19 protein-coding genes are annotated in these 25,275 nt (G+C 33.6%); 12 read left to right on the top strand and 7 right to left on the bottom strand.

Annotated features, from left to right (window positions below):
• Positions 1 to 15 precede the first annotated feature (15 nt).
• A complete protein-coding gene (gene gyrA, locus NU08_RS18470) occupies positions 16 to 2,658 on the bottom strand; it encodes a DNA gyrase subunit A (protein WP_129748570.1) in 2,643 nt (880 codons plus the stop codon).
• A gap of 258 nt (positions 2,659 to 2,916) precedes the next feature.
• Between gyrA and NU08_RS18465 the strand changes: the two genes are divergently transcribed.
• The 4 genes from NU08_RS18465 to NU08_RS18450 all read left to right on the top strand — a co-directional run bounded on the left by NU08_RS18465 (position 2,917) and on the right by NU08_RS18450 (position 8,418).
• Positions 2,917 to 5,463 carry an ATP-dependent Clp protease ATP-binding subunit gene (locus NU08_RS18465; RefSeq protein ID WP_129748569.1) on the top strand — a complete coding sequence of 849 codons (2,547 nt, stop codon included), beginning with the start codon at positions 2,917 to 2,919 and terminating at the stop codon, positions 5,461 to 5,463.
• A gap of 347 nt (positions 5,464 to 5,810) precedes the next feature.
• A complete protein-coding gene (gene rimK / locus NU08_RS18460; protein ID WP_008462738.1) occupies positions 5,811 to 7,178 on the top strand; it encodes a 30S ribosomal protein S6--L-glutamate ligase in 1,368 nt (455 codons plus the stop codon).
• A gap of 28 nt (positions 7,179 to 7,206) precedes the next feature.
• Positions 7,207 to 7,821 carry a hypothetical protein gene (locus NU08_RS18455; RefSeq protein WP_129748568.1) on the top strand — a complete coding sequence of 205 codons (615 nt, stop codon included), beginning with the start codon at positions 7,207 to 7,209 and terminating at the stop codon, positions 7,819 to 7,821.
• 78 nt (positions 7,822 to 7,899) lie between these two features.
• On the top strand, positions 7,900 to 8,418 hold the full coding sequence (locus NU08_RS18450; protein WP_129748567.1) for a DUF421 domain-containing protein: 519 nt from the start codon (positions 7,900 to 7,902) through the stop codon (positions 8,416 to 8,418).
• Between the two features lie 39 nt (positions 8,419 to 8,457).
• Here the strand turns inward: NU08_RS18450 and NU08_RS18445 are convergent, their stop codons facing one another.
• The 4 genes from NU08_RS18445 to hutH form a co-directional block, all read right to left on the bottom strand.
• Positions 8,458 to 9,453 (bottom strand): WG repeat-containing protein, encoded by a 996-nt coding sequence (locus NU08_RS18445; protein ID WP_129748566.1) that lies wholly within the window; start codon positions 9,451 to 9,453, stop codon positions 8,458 to 8,460.
• A gap of 185 nt (positions 9,454 to 9,638) precedes the next feature.
• Positions 9,639 to 10,979 carry an inorganic phosphate transporter gene (locus NU08_RS18440; protein ID WP_129748565.1) on the bottom strand — a complete coding sequence of 447 codons (1,341 nt, stop codon included), beginning with the start codon at positions 10,977 to 10,979 and terminating at the stop codon, positions 9,639 to 9,641.
• A gap of 30 nt (positions 10,980 to 11,009) precedes the next feature.
• Positions 11,010 to 11,654 (bottom strand): DUF47 domain-containing protein, encoded by a 645-nt coding sequence (locus NU08_RS18435; RefSeq protein ID WP_008462731.1) that lies wholly within the window; start codon positions 11,652 to 11,654, stop codon positions 11,010 to 11,012.
• 49 nt (positions 11,655 to 11,703) lie between these two features.
• Positions 11,704 to 13,218, bottom strand: coding sequence for a histidine ammonia-lyase (gene hutH / locus NU08_RS18430; RefSeq protein WP_129748564.1), 1,515 nt, complete (start codon positions 13,216 to 13,218; stop codon positions 11,704 to 11,706).
• A 646-nt stretch (positions 13,219 to 13,864) separates the two neighbouring features.
• Between hutH and thrA the strand changes: the two genes are divergently transcribed.
• The 5 genes from thrA to NU08_RS18400 all read left to right on the top strand — a co-directional run bounded on the left by thrA (position 13,865) and on the right by NU08_RS18400 (position 21,617).
• Complete coding sequence (thrA, locus tag NU08_RS18425; protein ID WP_129748563.1) at positions 13,865 to 16,312, top strand: bifunctional aspartate kinase/homoserine dehydrogenase I; 2,448 nt, start codon at positions 13,865 to 13,867, stop codon at positions 16,310 to 16,312.
• Between the two features lie 170 nt (positions 16,313 to 16,482).
• Entirely contained in the window at positions 16,483 to 17,406 is a 924-nt protein-coding gene (locus NU08_RS18420; protein WP_129748562.1) for a homoserine kinase, read from the top strand.
• 385 nt (positions 17,407 to 17,791) lie between these two features.
• Complete coding sequence (thrC, locus tag NU08_RS18415; protein WP_129748561.1) at positions 17,792 to 19,081, top strand: threonine synthase; 1,290 nt, start codon at positions 17,792 to 17,794, stop codon at positions 19,079 to 19,081.
• A 227-nt stretch (positions 19,082 to 19,308) separates the two neighbouring features.
• Positions 19,309 to 19,698: a hypothetical protein gene (locus tag NU08_RS18405; protein WP_129748560.1), complete on the top strand. Its 390-nt coding sequence runs from the start codon at positions 19,309 to 19,311 to the stop codon at positions 19,696 to 19,698.
• 230 nt (positions 19,699 to 19,928) lie between these two features.
• The gene (locus NU08_RS18400) at positions 19,929 to 21,617 is read left to right on the top strand and encodes a hypothetical protein (protein ID WP_129748559.1); all 1,689 of its coding nucleotides are present in this window, start codon (positions 19,929 to 19,931) and stop codon (positions 21,615 to 21,617) included.
• A 93-nt stretch (positions 21,618 to 21,710) separates the two neighbouring features.
• Here NU08_RS18400 and NU08_RS18395 read toward each other — a convergent pair whose 3' ends face one another.
• Complete coding sequence (locus tag NU08_RS18395) at positions 21,711 to 22,106, bottom strand: helix-turn-helix domain-containing protein (RefSeq protein WP_129748558.1); 396 nt, start codon at positions 22,104 to 22,106, stop codon at positions 21,711 to 21,713.
• Between the two features lie 163 nt (positions 22,107 to 22,269).
• On the opposite strand from NU08_RS18395, the gene NU08_RS18390 reads away from it, so the two are divergent.
• Positions 22,270 to 22,575: a hypothetical protein gene (locus tag NU08_RS18390; protein WP_129748557.1), complete on the top strand. Its 306-nt coding sequence runs from the start codon at positions 22,270 to 22,272 to the stop codon at positions 22,573 to 22,575.
• A 129-nt stretch (positions 22,576 to 22,704) separates the two neighbouring features.
• On the opposite strand, the gene NU08_RS18385 is transcribed toward NU08_RS18390, so the two are convergent.
• A complete protein-coding gene (locus NU08_RS18385) occupies positions 22,705 to 23,481 on the bottom strand; it encodes a hypothetical protein (RefSeq protein WP_165352483.1) in 777 nt (258 codons plus the stop codon).
• 264 nt (positions 23,482 to 23,745) lie between these two features.
• On the opposite strand from NU08_RS18385, the gene NU08_RS18380 reads away from it, so the two are divergent.
• Together NU08_RS18380 and NU08_RS18375 are read left to right on the top strand one after the other, a co-directional pair.
• Positions 23,746 to 24,252, top strand: coding sequence for a GNAT family N-acetyltransferase (locus tag NU08_RS18380; RefSeq protein WP_129748556.1), 507 nt, complete (start codon positions 23,746 to 23,748; stop codon positions 24,250 to 24,252).
• Positions 24,253 to 24,580: 328 nt separating this feature from the next.
• Positions 24,581 to 25,129 carry a HutD family protein gene (locus NU08_RS18375; protein ID WP_129748555.1) on the top strand — a complete coding sequence of 183 codons (549 nt, stop codon included), beginning with the start codon at positions 24,581 to 24,583 and terminating at the stop codon, positions 25,127 to 25,129.
• Positions 25,130 to 25,275 lie beyond the last annotated feature (146 nt).

Here is a 25,275-nt window from a genome sequence, read left to right as displayed (position 1 = left end):
TTTTTTTGTTTTTACTTATTCTTCAGACTCTTCGTCTTCTGTTTCTGAATCGTCTTCATCTTCTACTTCTTCATCATCAGAGTCATCATCCTCTTCTACAGTTCCATCATCTTCAAGAACTTCCATATCGGGCTTCACTCTTTCGATTGCAGTGATTACGTTTCCGTCTTCATCCACTTCTACTTCTTCCGCATCATCTTTCATTACTGTTGTAACGGCAGCGATAGAATCTTTTCCTTTAAGGTTAATTAATCTAACACCTTGAGTAGCACGTCCCATAACACGTAAATCTTCGATTGCCATTCTGATCGTTAACCCAGACTTATTGATAATCATTAAATCGTCTGCATCTGTAACCGCATTGATAGAAATCAGTTTACCAGTTTTTTCCGTGATGTTAAGCGTTTTAACCCCTTTACCTCCACGGTTTGTAATTCTATACACATCTTCTCCATCGTCGTCAACCAATTTAGTACGTTTACCGTATCCGTTTTCAGTTACCACTAAGATTTGAGATGTAGAAATATCATTTTTATCCACTGTAACCATTCCGATTACTTCATCAGTTTCGTCTTTTAAAGTAATTCCACGAACTCCAGAAGCTGTTCTTCCCATCGGACGTGTTTTAGTTTCTTCAAAACGAACCAATTTACCAGATTTAACTGCTAAGATAATTTGACTTTCTCCGTTTGTCAACTGAGCACCAATTAACTCATCTCCTTCTTTAATTGTAATTGCAGCAACTCCATTTGCTCTTGGTTTAGAATATTTCTCTAGAGAAGTTTTCTTCACCTGACCTTGTTTCGTTACCATTACAAGATTATGCGTATTGATATAATCTTTGTCTTTTAAATCTTGTGTACAAATGAAAGCTTTTACTTTATCATCGCTTTCAATGTTTACCAAGTTCTGAATTGCTCTACCTTTTGCCGTTTTGCTTCCTTCTGGAATTTCATAAACACGCATCCAGAAACATTTTCCTTTTTGCGTAAAGAACATCATATATTGATGGTTTGTCGCCACAAACATATGCTCTAAGAAATCCTGATCTCTTGTTCCAGCACTCTTCTGTCCAACTCCACCTCTATTTTGAGTTTTGTACTCAGATAAGTTGGTACGTTTGATGTAACCTGCATGCGAAATGGTAATAACTACGTTTTCGTCAGCAATTAAATCTTCAATACTTACATCACCTCCAGAATACTCGATTTGAGAACGACGATCGTCACCATATTTATCGCGAATTTCTGTAAGCTCTTCTTTAATCAAGTCAATTCTTAAATTAACATCTGCTAATAAAGCTTTTAAGTGCTCGATTAACTTCATTAATTCTTCAAATTCAGCTCTTAATTTATCTTGCTCCAGACCTGTCAACTGACGCAAACGCATCTCAACAATTGCACGAGCCTGAATATCTGACAATTTAAATCTTTCAATTAATTTCTCTCTTGCTTCGTCTGTGTTTTTAGAACCTCTAATTAACGCAATTACTTCGTCGATATTGTCAGAAGCAATGATTAATCCTTCTAAGATATGCGCTCTTTCTTCTGCTTTACGCAATTCGAATTGAGTTCTTCTCACTACTACATCGTGACGGTGCTCAATAAAGTAGTGAATCATATCTTTTAGATTCAACAATTGAGGACGTCCTTTTACTAATGCAATATTATTTACACTGAAAGAAGATTGTAATTGAGTGTATTTATATAAAGTATTTAAAACTACGTTTGGCGTAGCATCACGTTTTAAGATATAAACGATACGCATACCGCTTCTATCCGACTCGTCACGGATATTTGCAATACCTTCAATTTTTTTCTCGTTAACTAAATCAGCCGTACGTTTGATCATTTCGGCTTTGTTAACTTGATATGGAATCTCAGTAACAATGATGCACTCTCTTCCGTCAACTTCTTCAAAACCAACTTTAGCACGCATTACAATACGCCCTCTCCCCGTTTTAAAAGCTTCGCGAACACCTTCGTATCCATAAATAATACCTCCAGTTGGAAAATCAGGAGCTTTAATATGAGTCATTAACTCATCAACTTCAATATCATTATTGTCAAGATAAGCTAATGTACCGTTGATAACTTCAGTTAAATTGTGTGGCGGCATGTTAGTCGCCATACCAACCGCAATACCTGTTGCTCCGTTTACTAATAAAGTAGGAACTCTAGTTGGCATTACTTTCGGTTCGTAAATTGTATCGTCAAAGTTCAATTGAAAATCAACTGTTTCTTTTTCGATATCGGCCATAATCTCTTCAGAAATTTTACGCATTCTGGCCTCAGTATAACGCATTGCTGCAGGACTGTCTCCATCGACAGAACCAAAGTTACCCTGTCCGTCAACTAATAAATAACGCATACTCCATTCCTGCGCCATACGCACCATTGCATCATAAACAGAGGTATCACCGTGTGGGTGGTACTTACCCAGAACCTCCCCTACAATTCTCGCAGACTTTTTGTGGGCAGATCTCGATGTTACACCTAAATCATACATTCCGTAAAGAACTCTTCGATGCACTGGTTTCAAGCCATCTCTAACATCAGGAAGTGCTCTCGATACAATTACTGACATCGAATAATCGATGTAAGCTGACTTCATTTCATCCTCTATGTTAATAGGAATTAACTTTTCTCCTTCAGACATAAGTTGTTATATTAAATAATTATATTAGTTTTCAAAGCGTGCCAAGATACGTTTTTTTGAAATTTTTTCAGCTATTTCCTTACACTTATTTCAATGATTTATTAACAACTTTATTTTGGCTTTTAGTTAATAAATTAAACGTTTTTTAACGCTTTTATTGCCTATTTTTTCGTCTATTAGCTGACAGGAGATTTCGAAGGGTACGGTTTTTGTTTTTAAAACTGTAATTCACTAAATTTACAATACCAATTATATATTATGGATGATAATTTTTCACCAAGAGTAAAAGATGTAATTACGTACAGTAAGGAAGAGGCTCTACGTCTAGGGCACGACTTTATTGGTACAGAACATCTTATGCTAGGTATTTTGAGAGATGGTAACGGAAAAGCTATTCATATACTTAATAACCTAGCTGTCGATTTAGATCATTTACGCAGAAAAGTAGAAATACTGAGCCCTGCCAACCTGAGCGTTGAAGTAAATGCAGAAAAGAAAAACCTTCATCTTACCCGACAGGCCGAAAGAGCCCTGAAGACCACTTTTCTTGAAGCAAAAGTATTTCAAAGTTCATCGATTAGCACTGCACATTTGCTTTTATGTATCTTGAGAAACGAAAACGATCCAACAACCAAGTTGCTGAATAAACTAAAAATAGATTATGACGTAGCTAAAGAACAGTACTTAAATATGACTCCAAACGAAGAAGAATTCTTAGAAAACTTGCCAAGAAACGAATCGTACAATGACGATTCAGGACAAGATGACAGTCTAAAAGAAAGCAGTTTTAATAATCCCGCCAATAAGTCAAACAAAAAATCTAAGACTCCAGTTTTAGATAATTTTGGGAGAGATTTAACAGAAATGGCCGAAGAAGGAAAATTAGACCCTGTTGTAGGACGAGAAAAAGAAATTGAGCGTGTATCGCAAATTTTAAGCCGTAGAAAAAAGAACAATCCGCTTCTTATTGGAGAACCTGGAGTTGGTAAATCTGCTATTGCAGAAGGACTTGCTCTACGTATTATCCAAAAGAAAGTATCGCGTATTCTTTTCCATAAACGTGTTGTCACTTTAGATCTTGCAAGCTTAGTTGCTGGAACTAAATACAGAGGACAATTTGAAGAAAGAATGAAAGCCGTGATGAACGAGCTTGAGAAAAACGATGATATTATTCTTTTTATAGACGAGATCCATACTATTGTAGGAGCTGGTGGAGCAACAGGTTCGCTTGATGCTTCAAACATGTTCAAACCTGCATTAGCTAGAGGTGAAATCCAATGTATTGGTGCTACTACTCTTGACGAGTACAGACAATATATTGAGAAAGATGGTGCTTTAGAAAGACGTTTCCAAAAAGTAATCGTTGAACCAACTTCTGTTGAAGAAACAATTGCCATTTTGAATAACGTAAAAGATAAATATGAAGATCACCACAATGTGACTTATACTCCAGAAGCTATTGAAGCCTGCGTTAAGTTAACAAACAGATATATGTCTGAGCGTTTCTTACCAGACAAAGCTATCGATGCAATGGACGAAGCTGGTTCACGTGTGCACATTACTAACATTGATGTTCCGAAACAAATTTTGGATTTAGAGCGTCAGCTGGAAGAAGTTCGCGAAATGAAAAATATGGTTGTTAAAAAACAAAAATATGAAGAAGCAGCCAAACTTCGCGATGATGAAAAACGTATCGAAAAAGATCTTGCTTTAGCACAAGAACAATGGGAAGAAGATTCTAAAAACAATAGAATTGAAGTTACAGAAGACAATGTAGCCGATGTTGTTTCTATGATGACTGGAATTCCTGTAAACAGAATTGCACAAACAGAAAGCAACAAACTAGCTCAATTACCTGAATTGATTCAGAATAAAGTAATTGGTCAAAATGATGCAGTTCTTAAAATCGCTCGTTCTATCCAACGTAACAGAGCTGGACTTAAAGATCCGAACAAGCCAATTGGTTCATTCATTTTCTTAGGTCAGACTGGAGTTGGTAAAACACAGTTGGCAAAAGTATTAGCAAAAGAATTATTCGATTCTGAAGATGCTTTAGTTCGTATCGACATGAGTGAATACATGGAGAAATTTGCGATTTCTCGTTTAGTTGGAGCGCCTCCAGGATACGTTGGATACGAAGAAGGTGGTCAATTGACTGAAAAAGTTCGTAGAAAACCATACTGTGTAGTTCTTTTAGATGAGATCGAAAAAGCGCATCCAGATGTATTCAATATGATGCTTCAAGTTTTAGATGATGGATATTTGACTGATAGTTTAGGTCGCAAAATCGACTTTAAAAACACAATCATTATCATGACTTCAAACGTTGGTGCTCGTCAGTTGAAAGATTTCGGACAAGGTGTTGGATTCGGAACTGCTGCAAGAACAGCTCAAGCTGATGAAAACTCAAAAAGCATTATCGAAAATGCATTGAAAAAAACTTTTGCGCCTGAGTTCTTAAACAGAATTGATGACGTAATTGTATTCAACGCACTAGAAAAAGCTGATATCGATTTGATTATTGAAATCGAATTGAAAAAACTATATTCTCGCATTGCAGAGTTAGGCTACAAATTAAGCTTAACTGATAAAGCAAAAGCGTTTATTGCCGAAAAAGGTTTTGACAAACAATTTGGAGCGAGACCGCTGAAAAGAGCAATTCAGAAATATGTTGAAGATTTGTTAGCAGAAGAAATTATCACTTCAAAAATTCATTCTGGTGATGAAATCATGATGGACTTAAAAGATGATTCACAAGAATTATCTGTAGAAATTCATAAAGCCGAAGAGCCAACGAATCAGTAAATTAATTAAAATTTATAACAGAAATAACTTACCCGTTACGTTTTCATAACATAACGGGTATTTTTTTTATTAAAAATCACTATCTTTAGTAAAAGCAAATAGCTATTTTTGAATTTAAATTCTATAACAAAACCTGTTGGGTAGTCAAATCAAAAAAACATTTAAACACATAGAAACATAGATTTTTATTTTACTAAAGAAAGAAAAATCAAAAGAAACTAGTTTCTAACACATAGCAGACTATGTTAATTTATGCAAGTGAAACGCCTTTTATGCAGTTTCAAATACTATGTTTCTATGTGTTTGAAATAATTACAACCAACAGATCATAAAACTAAATAAAACTTATGCTTCAAAACAAAGTCATTTTAGGCAGCGAAGAATGGTGCTCATTTCCAGAACTAGGAATCCCGACAATTAAAGCTCGTGTAGATTCTGGTGCCAAAACTTCGGCAATGCACGCTTTAAACATAGCGCCTTTTATAAAAAATGATGCTAATTGGGTTAAATTCGACATTAATCCGATTCAGAATAATATCAAAACCATTATTCATTGTGAAGCTCCTTTGGTCGACAAGCGAATTGTAAAAAGCTCGAGCGGTTTTAGAGAACACCGTTATGTGATTCAAACCAGCTTAAAAATTGGCGACGCCAAATGGCCAATCGAAATGACTTTGACTAATCGTGATTCTATGGGCTTCAGAATGCTTTTAGGACGCGAAGCGATGAGCGGAAGGGTTTTGGTTGATCCAGAACAAAAATATCTTTTAGGACAGCCTACAGCAGAATCTTTAAAAGAATTATACCAAAACTCTGAAAAAGCAAAAACGGGTTTAAGAATTGGTCTTTTGGCAAGTAATCCTGAATTGTATAGCAATAAAAGAATCATGGAAGCTGGCGAAATGCGCGGTCATGAAATGCATTTCCTTAACATCAAGGAATGCTACATGAAACTGGATGCCAAAAAGCCAGAGATTCATTATAGAGGAGGAAAAATCCTTAACGAATTTGATGCTATTATTCCAAGAATTCGTCCGAGCATCACTTTTTATGGTTGCGCTCTAACACGCCAGTTTGAAGCATTGAAGGTATTTGTTTTAAATTCAGCTACAGCTATAACTCAGTCTCGAGATAAATTATATTCTTTACAATTATTATTGAATAGTGGAATCGACATTCCAACTACAGGATTTGCCAATTCTCCGCTTGATACAGACAATTTGATTAAAATGGTTGGAGGTTCTCCTTTAATTGTAAAATTATTGGAAGGAACACAAGGAAAAGGTGTTGTTTTGGCCGAAACCAAAAAAGCTGCAGAAAGTGTTATCAATGCTTTTAAAAGTTTAAATGCCAATATTTTGGTTCAGGAATTCATTAAAGAAGCCAACGGAAAAGACATTCGCTGTTTTGTGATTGACGGAAAAGTAGTTGCTGCGATCCAGCGTGAGGCAATGCCAGGTGAATTTAGAGCAAACATTCACCTTGGCGGAACGGCATCTGTTATCAAAATTACTCCTGAAGAGAAAAAGATCGCGATTAAAGCGGCAAAAGCAATGGATCTAAAAGTTGCCGGTGTTGATATTATTCGTTCTTCTAAAGGCCCATTATTGCTTGAAGTAAACTCTTCTCCAGGTCTTGAAGGAATTGAAGGCGCAACTAACAAAGATGTAGCTGGAGAAATGATTAGAGCTATTGAAAAGAATTTTAAATTATAATTGATTAGTCTTTTTCAGTACTCCATTAATGAAAAAAATCACAATCTTTCTAATTTTAATTATAACAGGATGCAATAAAAACGATTGCTCTTCTAATGAAAAGATTAGAAAGATTGAAACTGATAAAATACTAGAAACTCTTCTCCAGCAAAAATATATAGAGAATTATAAAGATTCATATACGTTTTGCATCAGTCTTAGAAAACTCAAAATTAACACCGAAAGTTTATATACCGATTCAACAAAAAAAATAAAAACTGTAAAGCTTCCCAGAATTGGCCCAAAAATTCTTGAAAATGCCGAAATCAATATTGAAAACATTCTTGAAGTGAATTTAAATAGGGAAAAGTTTTTTAACTTTAATGACTCAATAAGCTTTGTCGAACAAAACAATTGTTTTTTAGAATATACTTTACCCGAAAAAGTCAGTAGAAAAGTAAAAACAATTTCAGTTTTTCAAGCAGAAAAAGACGAAAACTTCATTATATTATCAATTCCCGTATTTTCTGAAGACAACAAAAAAGCTTATATGAAAATTGATTATTACCCAAAAAGATATCAGTATGGGACATCTATATATTTAGCAAAAACAGATAGTGTTTGGAAAGTTAAATTAAGTAAAAATTATTACGGCACCTACTGATTTTTTTATCATTTTAAAAGCTTTGTCAAAGTTTAGAACTTTGGCAAAGCTTTTTTATTTAACTTTAAAATAAAAAACATGGCTTTTCCTTATTTAGATATAATCATTCGAAGTGTTGCCGTTTATTTTTTCATGACAATTGCTTTACGAATATTCGGCAAAAAAGAACTTTCGCAATTAAACACCGCTGATATTATCCTTATTTTATTAATCAGCAACTCTGTTCAGAATGCGATGGTTGGCCCTGATACAAGTTTAATCGGCGGACTGGTCGCTGCTTTGGTTTTATTTGTAATAAATTTTGTCATTAAAAAACTGACTCGTAAGTACAAAACTCTTAGCAATATACTATTGGACAAACCTGAAGTATTAATTCACGACGGAAAATTAGATTTTAAAGCTTTAAGCAGATTAGATATTTCAGACGAAGAACTTAAAGAAGCCATGAGAGAACACGGAATCGAATTTTTTAAAAATGTAAAACTGGCCATGTTAGAAATTGACGGAACGATCAGTATTATTTCTGAAGATCAAAGTAAATTAAAACAAACACATTACAAACGCAGACATAACCGTAAAAACCTGCAAAAGTTTTAATTTCAAACAGTAAAAAATCAGCTATTTATCTACAATTCATTATTTTCCAACCTGAATTCTAACCGCTCCCAAACCATCTTTAAAATCATCTGCTTTTTCGTATTTCGGAGTAACGATTTCCTTTCCTTCTTTATCAATAAAACCAAATTGATTGTTCAACTTTATTACAGCTATTCCATCTTTAAAAGATTCAATCAAATCATATTTTACAGAAGTGATTTCTTTTCCACTTTTATCAATCAATCCGTATTTATCGCCTAATTTCACTTGAATTAAATCATCATTCAAAACCATGAAATCGTATTGTGTTGGCACAATTTCTTTTCCTTCATTATCTAAGATGCCATATTTATTCTCCTGTTTTACAATTGATACATTGTCTTTAAAATAAAAATTCATATCGTACTTCACAGGAATTACAATTTTTCCGTCTTCACTAATTACTCCATATTTAGAATTAGATTCTACTATTGCAACACCATCTTTAAAATTCTGTACGTGATCATAAGTTGGCGGAAAAACCTCTTTTCCAATCTGATCTACAATACCAAATTTGCCATTTAATTTCACAATTGCAAACCGATCTGTAAAATCAATTATTTCGTCATATTTCGGATTTATTTCTTCTCCAACCACATCAATAAAACCCCATTTATTATTCAGTTTTACAGCCGTTATTTCAGGTGATAAAGTTTTTGCATCATCGTATTTTTTATTTAGCAAAACATCAGAAGATTTAACCAAATACTGAGCTTTAGCATTTTTATTGCTCACTATTATCCAATTCGGTTTGTTAATTATTTCATCATAAATACAGCGAATAACTTCTTTTCCGGTTTTATCTACCACACCGCTTTTTCCTTTTAATTGTACAACGGCAAAACCATTTTCAAATGCGCTGATACCATCATACTTGCAAGGAACGATTTCTTTTCCTGTCTGATCGACAAAACCATATTTAAAAGTTTTTTCCTTTAATTGAGCAAAACTAGTTTTTACAATCAGCAATAAAACCAATACAATTATTCTTTTCATTATTTTAAATATTAAACTATTTTCAAAAGTCTATAAAATTAGCTATTCATATAGCCTCTAAAAGTTTTTATGCTTTTACTTTAAAACAAATTAAAACAAAAAAAACCGATTTCAGATTTGAAATCGGTTTTCTATATTAACAAAATGTGATTTAGTTTCACATTTACAAAATTCATTTTATTAGATTAGATGAAGACGCTTAGAATGAAGTAAACCAAACCTGCTAGAATAGCCGAAATTGGAATAGTTAAGATCCAAGCCCAGATTAAACTCACTGTAACTCCCCATCTAACGGCTGAAACACGTTTTGTTAATCCAACTCCAATGATAGAACCTGTAATAGTGTGGGTTGTACTTACTGGAATTTTTAAGTGTTCTGTAAAGTAAAGTGTCAAAGCACCTGCAGTTTCAGCAGCAACACCTTCAAACGAACTTACTTTTGTGATTTTAGAACCCATTGTTTTCACAATTTTCCATCCGCCGCTTAAAGTTCCTGCAGCAATTGCAGAATAACAAGCTAACGGAATCCAGCTTGGCATTACGCCTTTAACACCTGTATCATCGTTTGGAAGCACAACATCTAACCAAGCATCCATATGAACTCCTGGGTTTGTATTGATATAAACTGCTACAGCTGCAGCAATAATACCCATTACTTTTTGAGAATCGTTTCCTCCGTGACCTAAACTAAATGCCGCAGAAGACAATAATTGCATTTTCTTTAAAGCAGCATCTGCTTGATGAAGATTTAAACTGCTGAATATTAAACAAAATGCGCTTACTGTTAAGATAATAAAGGCTACTAAAAACCATTTAATATTATGAGAATCAAATACTACACTCCAGAAGTGAGAATCGAAACGAGGTTTTCCGTGAGCTTCAATTTCTTCGTAAGAAACCATTTGAGTATAAACGAACCAAATCGTGGCAAGCATTAAAGCTACAGTAAAAATCTTTGGTCCGATACTTTTACGAGAAGCATTTAATAACCAAATTGAAATTAAATAAGAAGCCAAAACTCCTAAAAGTGGTGCCAATACAATAAAAGCGATAATAATAAGAACTCCCGAGGGCATTCCGCCATCTTTACCAGCCTTATACCAGCTTACAATTTCGTACCAGTAGTGCGTTGCTCCGTCTTCTCCAACATAACCAGAGAAACCGTGAACTGCAATAGCGTGTGCTACAGCTGCTCCTGCAAAACCCCCAATTAATGTATGCGAAGAACTTGAAGGAATACCTAACCACCAAGTCAATAAATTCCAACAGATTGCTGCAATTACTCCGGCTAGGATAACCACAAGGTTAATTTCCATTGTGTGCGCTGTTTTGGCAACAGTATCTGCAACACCAAATCCAAAAACCCAATAAGCCAGAAAGTTAAAAAATGCTGCCCAGACAACCGCCTGAAAAGGTGTCAAAACCTTTGTTGCAACAACAGTCGCTATAGCATTTGCCGCATCATGAAAACCATTGATGTAATCAAAAATTAAGGCTAATACTATAATTAATATAAGTAGCGTCATAAAATTATAACTTCAGATTGAAAAATTGAATTAAGAATGTTTTACAGAAATAGATTCTAGTATGTTCGCAACACTCTTACATTTATCTGTTGCTGATTCTAAAACAGATAACACTTCTTTATATTTAATAATATTTTTAGCGTCTGTTTCGTTTTCAAAAATTTCAAAAACTGCTTTGTTATAAACGTTATCAGATTTGTTTTCTAGTTTGTTAATTCTAGCACACGCATCTTTAATAACTTTAAAGTTTTGTAAGTTTCTCAACTCTTTTACTGCACTGTCAATGTTTTGACAAGCTTCAAGGTTGATTTCTGTCATTTTTCTGATAGATTTTGTAATCTTATCAACTTGATACAATCTCATACGGCTAGATGCACCGTGAAGGTAATCTGCAACGTTATCAATTGAAGTAATTAACGTATGAATATCTTCTCTGTCAAACGGAGTAATAAAGTTTCTGCTTAACTCTAAGTTAGTCTGACGAGTAATGTCTTCTCCTTTTTGTTCTAATTCGTCAATTTTTTGAAAAAGAATTTCTCTTTCTTTTAATGGTAAATTTACAGCTTCGTGTAAGTTAGAAGCTAATTCAATTAAATTGCTTGAAGCCTCTTCAAAAAGTGGAAAGAATTTTTTGTCTTTCGGCACTAAAAATTGGAAAATACTGTTTATTGACATTGTTTTATTTTTGATAGTGCAAAATTACCTTCAATAACACGTTCCTGTGTTAAGCCATTGTTAACAAATCGTTTTCAATTTGAAAACTCGAAAGGAATAAAACCGTGTTTTCTATGTCATTATGTAAGATTCTGTCTTCTTTTACCAAAGGCACCACTTCTCTATAGCTATTTAAGAACATTTCGATAAAATCGCTTGATTTTAGAGGCTCTCTGTAGGCAATGGCTTGTGAAGCATTTAATAATTCAATAGCCAAAATACGCTCTAAATTATCTAAAATACGTAAGGCTTTTGTTGCACCGTTTGCTCCCATGCTCACGTGATCTTCTTGTCCGTTGCTTGAAACAATGCTGTCGATACTCGCTGGAGTTGCCAATTGTTTGTTCTGACTTGCAATACTTGCTGCTGTATATTGCGGAATCATAAATCCTGAATTCAATCCTGGATTATCTACTAAAAATGCAGGAAGATTACGCAAACCAGAAATTAACTGATAGGTTCTTCTTTCTGAAATGCTTCCTAATTCTGCCAAAGCAATTGCCATAAAATCTAAAGCTAAAGCTAAAGGCTGTCCGTGGAAATTTCCGCCGGAAATAATCTGATCGGCTTCTATAAATATATTAGGGTTATCTGTAACCGAGTTGATTTCTGTTTTGAACACTTTTCTAACGTAATCAATAGCATCTTTTGAAGCGCCGTGAACTTGTGGCATGCAACGGAAAGAATACGGATCTTGCACGTGTTTCTTTTCTTGAGCAATAATTTCGCTTCCCTCTAAGAATTCAGCGATTCGCTGTGCCGTTACGATTTGTCCTTTGTGTGGACGTATATAATGTATCAATTCGTTAAATGGTTCGATTCTTCCATCAAAACCTTCTAGAGAAATCGTTCCGATTAAATCTGCCAAATACGAATATTTATAAGCTTTAATTAAAATATGAGCTCCGTAAGCACTCATAAACTGAGTTCCGTTCAATAAAGCCAAACCTTCTTTTGACTGTAAAACGATTGGTTCCCAATTAAACTGCTTCAAAATTTCAGCAGAAGCCACTTTTTTTCCTTCAAATAATACAACTCCTTCTCCAATTAAAGGCAAAGATAAATGCGCCAAAGGAGCTAAATCTCCAGAAGCTCCAAGTGAACCTTGAGTATATATTATTGGAAGAATATCATTATTATAGAAATCAACTAAACGCTGCAATGTGATTAACTGAATTCCAGAATGCCCATAGCTTAAAGATTGGATTTTTAGCAGAAGCATCATCTTTACAATCTCAGCTGGAACTTCTTCTCCTGTTCCGCAAGCGTGCGATTTTACTAAGTTTTCTTGAAGTTTAGATAAATTTTCATTAGAGATTTTTACACTATATAAAGATCCGAAACCTGTATTGATTCCGTAAATCGGAGCCGTATGCGATGCCATTTTCTTATCTAAATAATCACGGCATTTCTGAACATTTACTTTAGCTTCTTCAGACAATTCAAGTATTTTATTCTGACTTAAAACTTCTTGCAATGTTTCTAAAGTGATCGTTTCCGAACTTATATAATGGATCTCTCTCATGATGATTGTAAATTTTAAACGCCAAAATTCAACAAATCAATATTAAAAAGCAACATTTTATCACAATAATTAAAATTTCAACAAAAACTCTTAACATACATTTAATTGCTTTTCAAATCAAAATATTTCGTTTTTACCCATTTTTCATGTCTTTTTGGGCTAAACATCAATCTTTTGCACGAGCTGAATCTTCAAAAAACTCCGTCCAAAATATAGCAAAACATCAATTTAACATATCCAATTTTAACAAATACTCAATATTGATTTATAGAGATTTGAATTATTAAAATATTCGTAAAAAAGCTTCTTAAGTTTTTAACTCTTATAAAAAGCTGTACTTTTGAAAAATCAAATAATGAAAAACAACAGCATAAAATATCAATCTTCGATTATTACAGCTCAAACAGGAGTTGCAATTGCTGCTACCATTATTACTACTACAACAACTACTACCCCTTAGGGGTATACATTTTTACATATAATCCTAGGTTACCTATACTTTTTTCTTGAAAGAAGAGAGTTAATGGATACATAAAAAACATTTACAAAGAAAAAAAAGTCGCAGTTTTCAGTTTCAGTTCACAGTTGATAATCTTTGAACCTTTGTCACTCAAAATCTCTGCTCCTTATTAAAAAATATCACAAAATGAAAGTATTAAAATTTGGCGGAACTTCGGTAGCCAATGCTCAAAATATAAAACTCGTTCTCGACATTGTTAACCAAAAAGCAAAACAAGATCAATTAGTTGTTGTAGTTTCTGCATTAAGCAAAGTAACCGATCTATTGCAATCGGCGGCGGCAAAAGCGGCAGCAAACGACGAAAGCTTTAGGGAAGTTGTTGCTGAAATCGAGAAAAAACACCTTGACACACTTAAAGAACTGATTCCTGTAAGCGAACAAAGCAGTTTGTTAAGCCATGTAAAAAGAATCATTAACCATTTAGAAACTTTATTAGACGGATGTTTTTTGCTTGGCGAATTGTCTCCAAGAACTGCCGATACTATTTTAAGTTTTGGTGAATTGCTTTCTTCATTTATCATCGCTCAGGCGTATCAGCAAATCAGTAAAGATGCGGTTTACAAAGACAGTAGAGAATTAATTAAAACAGATAACAACTTCGGAAAAGCTGTAGTCAACTTCGAAGTTTCGAATAAATTAATCCAAGAATATTTCGCTTCTAATCAATCTAGAATCAACATTTTGCCTGGATTTATAGCACAGACTTTAGACGGAATCACTTCGACTTTAGGACGTGGCGGATCTGATTATACTGCAGCCATTATCGCTGGAGCAATCGACGCAGAACAATTGGAGATCTGGACTGATGTAAACGGAATGTTTACAGCAAATCCGAAAATTGTAAAACAAGCACAGCCAATTGCTACTATTTCATATCAAGAAGCAATGGAATTGTCGCATTTTGGAGCAAAAGTGTTGTATCCGCCAACAATTCAGCCTGTTTTAAGAAAAAACATTCCGATTTTAATCAAAAATACTTTTGAACCAGAAGCTGAAGGAACTTTGATTTCGAATCAGATTTCATCAAAAGATACTGTTGTAAAAGGAATTAGCCATATTGATCATATTTCGCTTTTAACTCTTGAAGGTCCAGGAATGATTGGAGTTGCGGGTTCGTCAAGACGTTTGTTTGAAGTATTGTCTCAGGAAAAAATCAACGTAATCTTTATTACTCAGGCTTCTTCTGAGCACTCAATTTGTATCGGAATCTTGAATTCGGATGCTGATAATGCTGAAGCTGCAATTAACAGGGCTTTTGAAATCGAAATTTCGCAAAACAAAATCGATCCTTGTTATGTAGAAAAAGACCTTTGCATTATTGCTTTGGTTGGTGAAAACATGAAAAATCACCAAGGTTTAAGTGGAAGAATGTTCAGCACTTTAGGAAAAAACAACGTAAACATTCGTGCAATCGCGCAAGGTGCTTCTGAAAGAAATATTTCGACTGTAATTAACGAAAGAGACGTTAAAAAAGCGCTGAATACTTTACACGAAAACTTCTTCGAAGAAAACACCAAACAGCTAAACCTATTTGTAATGGGAGTTGGAAATGTGGGCGAAAAATTCATCGAACAGATTCACAATCAAAGAAAGTTCTTAAAAGATAATTTAAAAATTAACGTTCGCGTAATTGCTTTATCAAATTCAAGAAAAATGATTTTTGATGAAGACGGAATTTCTTTAAAAAATTGGGATGCCGCTTTAAGCGAAGGCGAACCAGCAAGCATTGAAGAATTTATCAAAAAGGCAAAAGAACTGAATTTACGTAACAGCATTTTTGTGGATATTACAGCAAATGCAACGGTTTCTGAAGCATATGAGAAATTCTTAAAAGAAAGTATTGCGGTTGTAACTTGCAACAAAATTGCTTGTTCTTCTGCTTACGACAACTATAAAAAATTAAAAAGCTTATCTCGCCAGTACAATGCTCCTTTCTTATTTGAAACGAATGTTGGTGCAGGATTGCCAATTATCGATACAGTAAAAAACCTTATTGCTTCTGGTGATAAAGTGCATAAAATTCAAGCCGTTTTATCGGGAAGTTTGAACTTTATTTTCAACAATTTTGACGAAAACAATTCTTTCCACGATGTGGTAAAAGAAGCTGGAGTTCAGGGATTCACAGAACCAGATCCAAAAATCGACTTAAGCGGAATTGACGTAGCGCGCAAAATCCTGATTCTTATTCGCGAAAGCGGTTACGAAATGGATATTGACGCCATTGCAAACGAATCGTTCTTGCCAGCAGAATGTTTAGCAACAACAAACAACGATGATTTCTTTGCATCGCTAATCAAACATGCTTCTCATTTTGACGGAATTTATAAAGAAGCTTTAGCCAAAGATTCAAGATTGAAATACGTTGCGCAATTCGAAAACGGAAAAGCAAGCGTTGGTCTGCAATTCATTCCGAAAGATCATCCTTTCTATAACTTAGAAGGAAAAGACAATATCGTACTTTTCTACACAGATCGTTACGTAGATCAGCCTTTATTGATCAAAGGAGCCGGAGCTGGAGCAGCGGTAACAGCATCAGGAATTTTTGCTGATGTTATTCGTATCGGTAATGTTTAGCCGCTAAGACGCTAAGTTTCTAAGTTTTTTTTTATACTTAGCATCTTAGAAACTTAGCATCTCAGAAACTATAAAAATAAACTTTGTGTCTTAGCGCCTTCGTGGCAAAAGACCAAAGCATTAAAAAATAAACTTTGTGACTTTGTGCCTTCGTGGCAAAAACCAAAAAAATGAAAGAAATAAAACTTTTTTGCCCAGCAACTATCGCCAACCTCTCATGCGGATTTGACGTATTGGGACTTTGCTTAGACAATGCGGGCGATGAAATGATTGTTCGAAAAGTCGATCAAAAAGGAATTCGAATCACTAAAATTGTCGGTGCCGATTTGCCTTTGGAAACCGAGAAAAACGTTTCTGGAGTTGCGGCTTTGGCAATGCTTGAAACTTTAGATGAATTAGACTTCGGATTTGAAATCGAAATTTATAAAAACATAAAAGCCGGAAGCGGTATCGGAAGCAGTGCGGCAAGTTCTGCCGGAGCGGTTTTCGGAATTAATGAATTATTGGGAAGACCTTATTCTCGTAAAGATTTAGTTCAGTTTGCGATGCAAGGCGAGAAATTAGCCAGCGGAAACGCGCATGCAGACAACGTTGCTCCTGCCCTTTTAGGCGCTTTTACTTTGGTAAGAAGTTATTCGCCTTTGGATATTATTAGAATTGATAGCCCAGAAGAATTATACGCAACAGTTGTTCACCCGCAGATTGAATTGAAAACGTCTGACGCTCGTTCGGTTTTAAAACAAAACGTTTCCCTGAAAAGCGCCATTATGCAATGGGGAAATGTAGGCGGATTAGTAGCAGGTCTTTACACAAAAGATTACGAGTTAATCGGACGCTCGCTTCATGACGAAATTGTTGAGCCAGTTCGAAGCGTTTTAATTCCAGGATTTGACCAAATCAAACAAACGGCTTACGAAAACGGTGCTTTAGGTTCTGGAATTTCAGGTTCTGGCCCGTCGATTTTCGCTTTAAGCAGAGGAAAAGAAACCGCCGAAAAAATCGCAAAAGCCATGAGCGACGTTTACGAAAAAATGAATTTACCGTATGAAATTCACGTTTCGAAGATTAATCCTGATGGAGTTAGGATTTTGTAAAATGTAAAATGTGAGATGTATTAAGTAAAAAGAATTAAGTAAAAAGAATTAAGTAAAAAGAATTAAGTATTAAGACAAAGTTTGTCAGGCTGAGCGGAGTCGAAGCCCACGCAAAGTTTGGACACAAAGTATAACCGTGCAGTTTGTCATTTCGAGGAACGAGAAATCTCCACGAGAAGCTCGACAAAGATTGGTTCAACGTTGCGGAGTTACTTGCGAAGATTTCTCCTTACGTCGAAATGACAAACATGGCGTGCTATACTTTGCGGGGCTTCGACTCCGCTCAGCCTGACAAAACGAAGAGATAATTAAAAATAAAAACAAAAGCTATAAGCAAACATAGGAAAAGCCTAAAGCATATTGCTTACAGCGTAAAGCCATAGAAATGAAATACTACAGTTTAAACCATAATGCCCCAAAAGTTTCTTTTCAGGAAGCTGTTATACAAGGATTAGCAACTGATAAAGGATTATATTTCCCAGAAAGTATTACACCGCTTGATCCTTCTTTTTTTGATAAAATCGAAAGTTTAAGCCACGAAGAAATTGCTTTTGAAGCGATTAAACAATTTGTTGGAGACGAAATCCCAGCAGAAAAACTAAAAGAAATCATTGCCGAAACTTTGGTTTTTGATTTTCCTGTTGTGAAAGTCGAAAACGGAATCTATTCGTTAGAATTATTCCACGGACCAACAATGGCATTTAAAGACGTTGGAGCTCGTTTTATGTCTCGTTGTTTGGGCTATTTCAATAAAGACAAAAAAGATGCTAAAAACACCGTTTTAGTTGCTACTTCCGGAGATACAGGCGGAGCCGTTGCCAGCGGATTTCTAGGCGTTGACGGTGTTGATGTTGTCATTTTATATCCGTCTGGAAAAGTGAGCGATATTCAGGAAAAACAATTGACTACTTTAGGGCAAAACATAAAAGCGCTTGAAGTTGACGGTGTTTTTGATGATTGTCAGGATATGGTGAAAAAAGCGTTTTTAGATGAAACTTTGGCGCACAAAAACCTGACTTCGGCGAACTCGATTAATATTGCGCGCTGGTTGCCGCAAATGTTTTATTTCTTCTTTGCTTACAAAGCGTTGAAAAGCCAAAACAAACCTTTAGTTTTCTCTTGCCCAAGCGGAAACTTCGGGAATATCTGTGCCGGAATTATGGCAAAGAAATTAGGTTTGCCAATTGAACATTTCGTAGCTTCTACAAACGTAAACGACACGGTACCAAGATTTTTAGAAAACGGAAAATACGACCCGAAGCCTTCTAAAGCTACAATCTCTAACGCCATGGATGTTGGAAACCCAAGCAACTTTATTAGAATTCAGGAATTATACAACAACGATTTAAAAGCTTTCGAAAAAGACTTTTCTTCTTATAGTTATACGGATGAAGAAACGCTTGAAGCGCTAAAGAAAATCTACAAAACAGACGGTTATATCGCAGAACCGCACGGTGCTGTTGGTTATTTAGGTTTGAAAAAAGAACTTGAAAAACACCCGAACGCAATTGGTATTTTCTTAGAAACAGCGCATCCTATTAAGTTCTTAGATGTTGTTGAACCTGCTTTAGGAATTACACTTCCTATTCCTGCTCAAATTGAGAGTGTTATTAATGAGGAAAAAGTTAGTGTGAAGATTGGAACTTATGAGGAGTTGAAAGCTTTTTTGAACTAATCCATTTATATATAAAAAACAATAGTTTATATTGAACTAAGATATAGTAAAAAGATAAAGCCGTCAAAAATGACGGCTTTTATATAAACTCCATAAGGAAGGAATAATCTCACGGGGGAATCGAACCCCCATCGCGGACTTAGCAGGTCCTCGTTCTATCCGTTGAACTAGCAAGGCACACAAATATATAAATTTATTTAAAATAAATATTACAATTTTAATATAAAATGAACTACAATAAATTAGTCGCGAAATTGTCAGAACAAATTGGAATTAATAAAAAGCTTTTTGACTTAGATTTTAATCAACAAGATGGAGCTGGAATAGTCATTATAGACCAAAAAAAAATTGATCATTATTTTGTAACAGGATATGAATTAAAACAAAATTTTGACGAATCTTGGAAAAGTATTTCATTATATATACCAAATGAAATTGCCATGGAATTTTTTAACATTTTGAATATACTTTTTGAACAACAGGGGGAAGGAATAATCGATTTGGAAAATATTCCAAATGAAATTATATATACTGATGATAAAAAGAATTTTAATACTCTACTAATATCTAAAAGAAAAGGCGATTACAGAGTTGAATTCGCAAAAAAAAACGAATAAAGAACTTGTCATAATATAAGTTTAAAGTGATTTGATATTTCAAGCTTAATCCAAAAATAGTTTTCTATTTAAAAAATTTATTTTAAAAGAAATATCTCTTGTTTTTAAACCACTCATAAGTAATTGTTTTTTATTTTATAATTTAAATTAGTTTTGTTATAATACAAATTTGTTACGTCTGATTGAATCATTTTTTTAAATCATCAAATCCTTAAAAATTATCTTATCGAATGACAAACATGCTACTAAGGCTAAATTATGAACACTTCTTTAATGGTAATGAAACAATTCAAGAATTATTAGAGCCACTAAATAAAATGTATTTATTAAGAGCAGTTAGCTATTTAATAAATAAATCTAAATTTGAAAAAGATTCTATTTTAACTATTTCAAATTGGTTTAAAAACCCTATTCTCCAATCAGAATTCATTGCAAAAGCTAAAGAAAACGGATCAATTCTTAACATTTACAGCAGTTTAAAATTATTAACGTACATCTACGAGAAAGATGAAAATGTACCAGAAGTAGCAATAAATACTGATGAGTTTGAATTACGATTGTTCAAAATATATCTTTTAATTAACTCTGAACAAGACAAAATAGAAAAAGCTGGAAAAATAAATTTACCTATCGAAGATAAGGATCAATATTTAAGTGCTTCCCTATTAATATTATCATACCATGATTATGATTTACAAAATTATGACCTTAAAGATATTTTTTTAGTTCAACTCATAAAATCAATTGATTTTTTCCAATTTTTAGAAAAAGATTATAAACTTTCTAATCATCTTAATTTATTTCTTTCAAATTATAATTGTAAAACATGGAAAGAGTGGATTTTCAAGTTATTAAACTTAATAATTCCAGTTTTAAATCATGATAATGAAACATATTCTGAGATTAGATTTGAAGAAAATGAAAACTTTGTAACAAACTCAAGCTTTATAAATTTTTTTACTATTCCAATTGATTATAACGAATTACCAGACTTTGTAAATTTAAGAAGCAATCCCATTCTAAAAATTGATAAAAAAACTTTCATTATAATAAACAAATTATTTTTGGTTGAAAGAATTTTTAAAAGTGTAATTTTTGAATTTAGTTTAAAAATTAACTCTAATGTTATAGATGAATTTAAATTAAAAAACTTTAGAGCTATTTATTGTGATCATTTTTCAGAGCAAATAATGTTATATAATGTACTAAAATGTTGTTTCCCAAAAAATAATAAATGGATTAAATTCACAGGTGAGGATTTTAAAAAGTTAGGTTACTCGGCAGAACCAGATTATTATATAAGATTTAAAAATAAAATCTTACTTTTCGAAAGTAAAGATGTAATTTTAAAAGGAGATGTTAAGCAATCTCGTGATTTTTCAATATTGTCAAAATCTTTAAAAGAAAAATTTTTGATTGACAAAAATAGTAATAAAGCAATATTACAAATTATTGAAAATATACATCGCTTTTTTAGTCTTTCTTATGATAAAATAGATAATTGCTATAATGTGTCATCTATAAACATTTATCCTATTTTAGTAACACATGATAGACAATTCGACACTCTTGAATTAAATAGGTTAATTAATATTTGGTTTAAAAAAGAATTGAAAGCAAAATTCAATTTAGAGCAATTATCAAAAATAAATGATTTAGTGATTATTAACATTGATACTTTGATTCTATATCAAGAGCATTTTAAAAAGAGAGGCGAATATGGACTTGAGATTATGATTAAAAAATATTTTGATTATATAACACCTAGACCAACAAGAACATTAAAAGAAAAAACACAAATCTATCTCGACACAGCAATCTCGTTTTCTAATTATGTCGAAAGAAAATTTGACCACACTAATTTCAAAACTCAGCCTTCATTTATTGATGACTACATTGAAAAATTAGATTTAAAATAAAACTAAAAATTACTAACATTACTCGCGCTAGAGAGCTTAAAAAAAGAGACCTCATCAAAGGTCTCTTTTCAATATAATATATCTTCAAAAAGATTATTTCTTATCCAATAACTTCTCCAAATACTCCACTTTATCTTTTTCAGCTTGCACCAAACGTTCGTAAAGTTCAACAACTTTATCTAATGGATTAAAAGTACAATTGTAATTATAATCACCTGAAGCAATTGCACTACTATCTTGAAAAGTATTTCCAATAATATTAAAAACCGCTTCTTCCGAAAAGTTTTTAATTGCTTCAACAGAAACATCAAGAGCTTTTGCAATTTGGTTCAGTTTTTCGTCATCAACATTTTCGCTTGCTTCAATATTAGAAACCGTTTGTTGCGTTACGCCAATTGCCATTGCCAAAGCTTCCTGCTTCATGCCTTTTAGTTCTCTAATTCGGCTAATATTTCTGCCGATATGTTTTGGTTTTACTGCTGTGCTCATGAATCAAAGATATTTAAAATTCTTAAGGAAAAATAGATTTTTGTAAAAAACTAAGTCCATTTGTGATATACAAACGTAAATATTTTTGTAACTCAAAATCTCTGGCTTACTTGCCGCTAATTACACAAAAGTAAGATTTTTACATCAATTAAAACTATAAGCCATGACAGAATCAAGTAAATTATCAATAACCGATTTTTTAGAATTTGCAGCCAGAGTTAACTATTTTACACAATTAAAACCCAGTAAAAAGAACAGAAACTCTTTTAAAACCAAAATGACCATATCGTGTTACAACGAATTAATGCAAACCATTATTTCGCTATTAAGAACAAGTATTAACACGCTTCAACAGGAAGATTCTAAAACTGCCATTGATGTTATGCTTCTTCTTGAAATCGCGATACAGCTTTTGCCTTCTGATGAAATGGAATTGTTAGATGAGTTGTATAAAGTGCTTCATGACTAACACTAGCAGACAATTGTGTAAGATCGATCACAGAACACCGCTATTAATAAAAGTTGTTCCCATAGCGCGAATTATAAGATTTTTTTAATTTAATCAGTGTAAATCCGCGTCTTCGTGATAACGAATCTGTTAAATCTGTGTCCTCGTCCCCAACAAATACAAAATCTTCGCAGGCCCAGATTTCACTTTTCCGACTTCCCAACTAAAATTATCCTTATTATATAATTTAGAAATCAATTCGTTCATTTCGTCAACAGAATAGGTTCTTAAAGACGAAACCACGCCATCCCACAAAACCAAAATCGGTACAATTGGAATTAAATACGTAAAAATGATTCTGCCAATTTTAAACGGACGGATAAATGGCGTTGTCAGCAAAACAGAAATTGGCGAAAGGATCATCGCTATAATACTTGGAACACTTCTCTCCTGCCCTTCAAAAATCGCAATCGAGCTGTTTGTGTCAATTGCATTCTGCAAAATCTGCTGAGCATCTTTCGGTTTAAAATGATGAAAAGATAAAAACTGCGTTCGAAGTCCTTTTAAGTTTTCGGGAACATTTCTGGCATCGACGGAAGTTTTTACGAAATCGAAATTATCGGCTTGTTTTTGTGTATGTTCGAATGCAGGAATATTAGGAAAATAATCCGTCAGCAGAATTTTTAAGTCGGGATTGTTTTTTCGCAATTCGGCGTTTAACCAAATCAATCCGCCTCCACCGCCCGAAGCCAAATCTATAATTTGATTGGTTTGGCTTTCTTTTAAAGCTTTTTCAATTACGGGAACAATTCCTCTGTACATAGCCGTTTTATTCGAAAGAAACTGCAGAAAATCGGTCATGTAATTTCTAATAAACTCCGGAAACCATTGCTGATCTTCAAATTCAAACAAGTGTATTCTGCTCATACTTTATTGATTTTGTGTTCTATACAAATTTCTAGAATTTTATCTAAATATTTACTTACAATAATCAAAAAATCAATTGCCTCCTGCTTTAGCTGGAGGTTTATATTTTGAACTCTATTCGGCTTTAGCCAAAAAACTACAAATTTTTGGCTAAAGCCATTTTTCTAACATAACTTTGCTCCTACAGCTAAAGCTGTAGGCAATTCAATTTTTTCTCCAGTTAAGACTCAAAATGATTTATATTTATAATACAATCAGCTTAATATGATTACAAAAGCAACAATAGAAGACATTCCAGCATTAACCATCTTAATAAATTCTGCTTACAGAGGCGAAACTTCTAAAAAAGGCTGGACAACCGAAGCGCATTTACTAGAAGGAAAAAGAACCGACGAACCCGAAATGACGGAAATCTTTCTTGATCCAAAAAACACGATTCTGAAATTTACAGAAAATGACAAAATCATCGGTTCGGTTTTATTGGTAGAAAAAGGACATCAATTGTATTTAGGAATGCTGACCGTTTCACCAGAACTTCAAAACAGCGGAATCGGTAAAAAACTTTTAGCCGAGGCCGAAAATCATGCAAAATCTCTTGGGTTGTCAAGTATTATTATGACGGTTATTTCGGTTCGCGAAGAGCTTGTAGCTTGGTACAAACGTCACGGTTATGTAGATACTGGTAAACGTGAGGCTTTTCCTGAGAGTGAAATTCATACTACAGTTTCTGAAGTTCCTTTGGAGTTTATTTATTTGGAGAAAGTGTTGTAATGTTATACCACAGAGATTCGCAGAGAATTACGCAGAGATTCGCTAAGTTTTATTTCATGCATTATATACCCAATCTTGTCATTTCGAGGAACGAGAAATCTTCGTAAGTAGCTCCGCAACGAGAATCCAATCTTTGTAGAGCTTCTCGCGAAGATTTCTCGTTCCTCGAAATGACAAACTGTATGTAAACTTTGCCTAAAAAAACTTTTCTAGATTCCTTTTTTAGACAAACCTTACATTATCTTATATAACTTATATGGTTCAAAATAGTTACGACACGAGCTCTTCAAACAAACGACAAATTTTCTCTAAATAAAATATTCAATAAATGAACATACAACTTTTCTCTAAAAAAGACACAAAACCCTCTATTTGGAGCGGCGGATTAACGTATGAATATATGATTTATCCAAAAACAGCAAATTATGCCGATAGAGATTTTGTATTCAGAATAAGTAGCGCTACAATAGAGCAAACGCCTTCAGAATTTACCAAATTTAAAGGCTATCACCGATATTTGGTTATGCTTGATAATGACTTAGATGTTGAGGTAAACAAAGAAAAAAAAGTGTATGAGAAATATGAAATCATGGAATTTAATTCTAATGATGAGGTAACTTCTTTCACCAAAGGCACTGATTTTAATTGGATGGTTTCTGAAAAAATATCCGATCATAAAGTAGAAATAGCAAATGGTAATCAGAATTGTAATGCTGAAATAGCGATTGTATTTTCTTTAGATACGACTGTTATTACAATTAATGAAAAACCATACCATTTAGAAACCAATGATTTATTGGTCATTGACAATGAGAAAAAAGAAAATGTAATGCTTCATTTTTCTACTGAATGTCTGTTTGGGGTATTGGATTTTTAATTACGTTTTTAGCCACTAAGGCACAAAGACACTAAGTTTTTTTAATCTCGCAATCCCGATAGCTATCGGAAGCAGAGGCGCAAAGTTTTAGATAAAGTTTTCATACAGTTTGTCATTTCTGTAAAGGTTAGATAATTCGGTAACAA

Origin of the sequence: Flavobacterium anhuiense (assembly GCF_004151235.1) — a bacterium.
GTDB classification, from domain to species: domain Bacteria; phylum Bacteroidota; class Bacteroidia; order Flavobacteriales; family Flavobacteriaceae; genus Flavobacterium; species Flavobacterium anhuiense_A.
The sequence above is the reverse complement of the archived record's forward strand: the minus strand, read 5'-3'. Positions and strand labels throughout refer to the sequence as shown.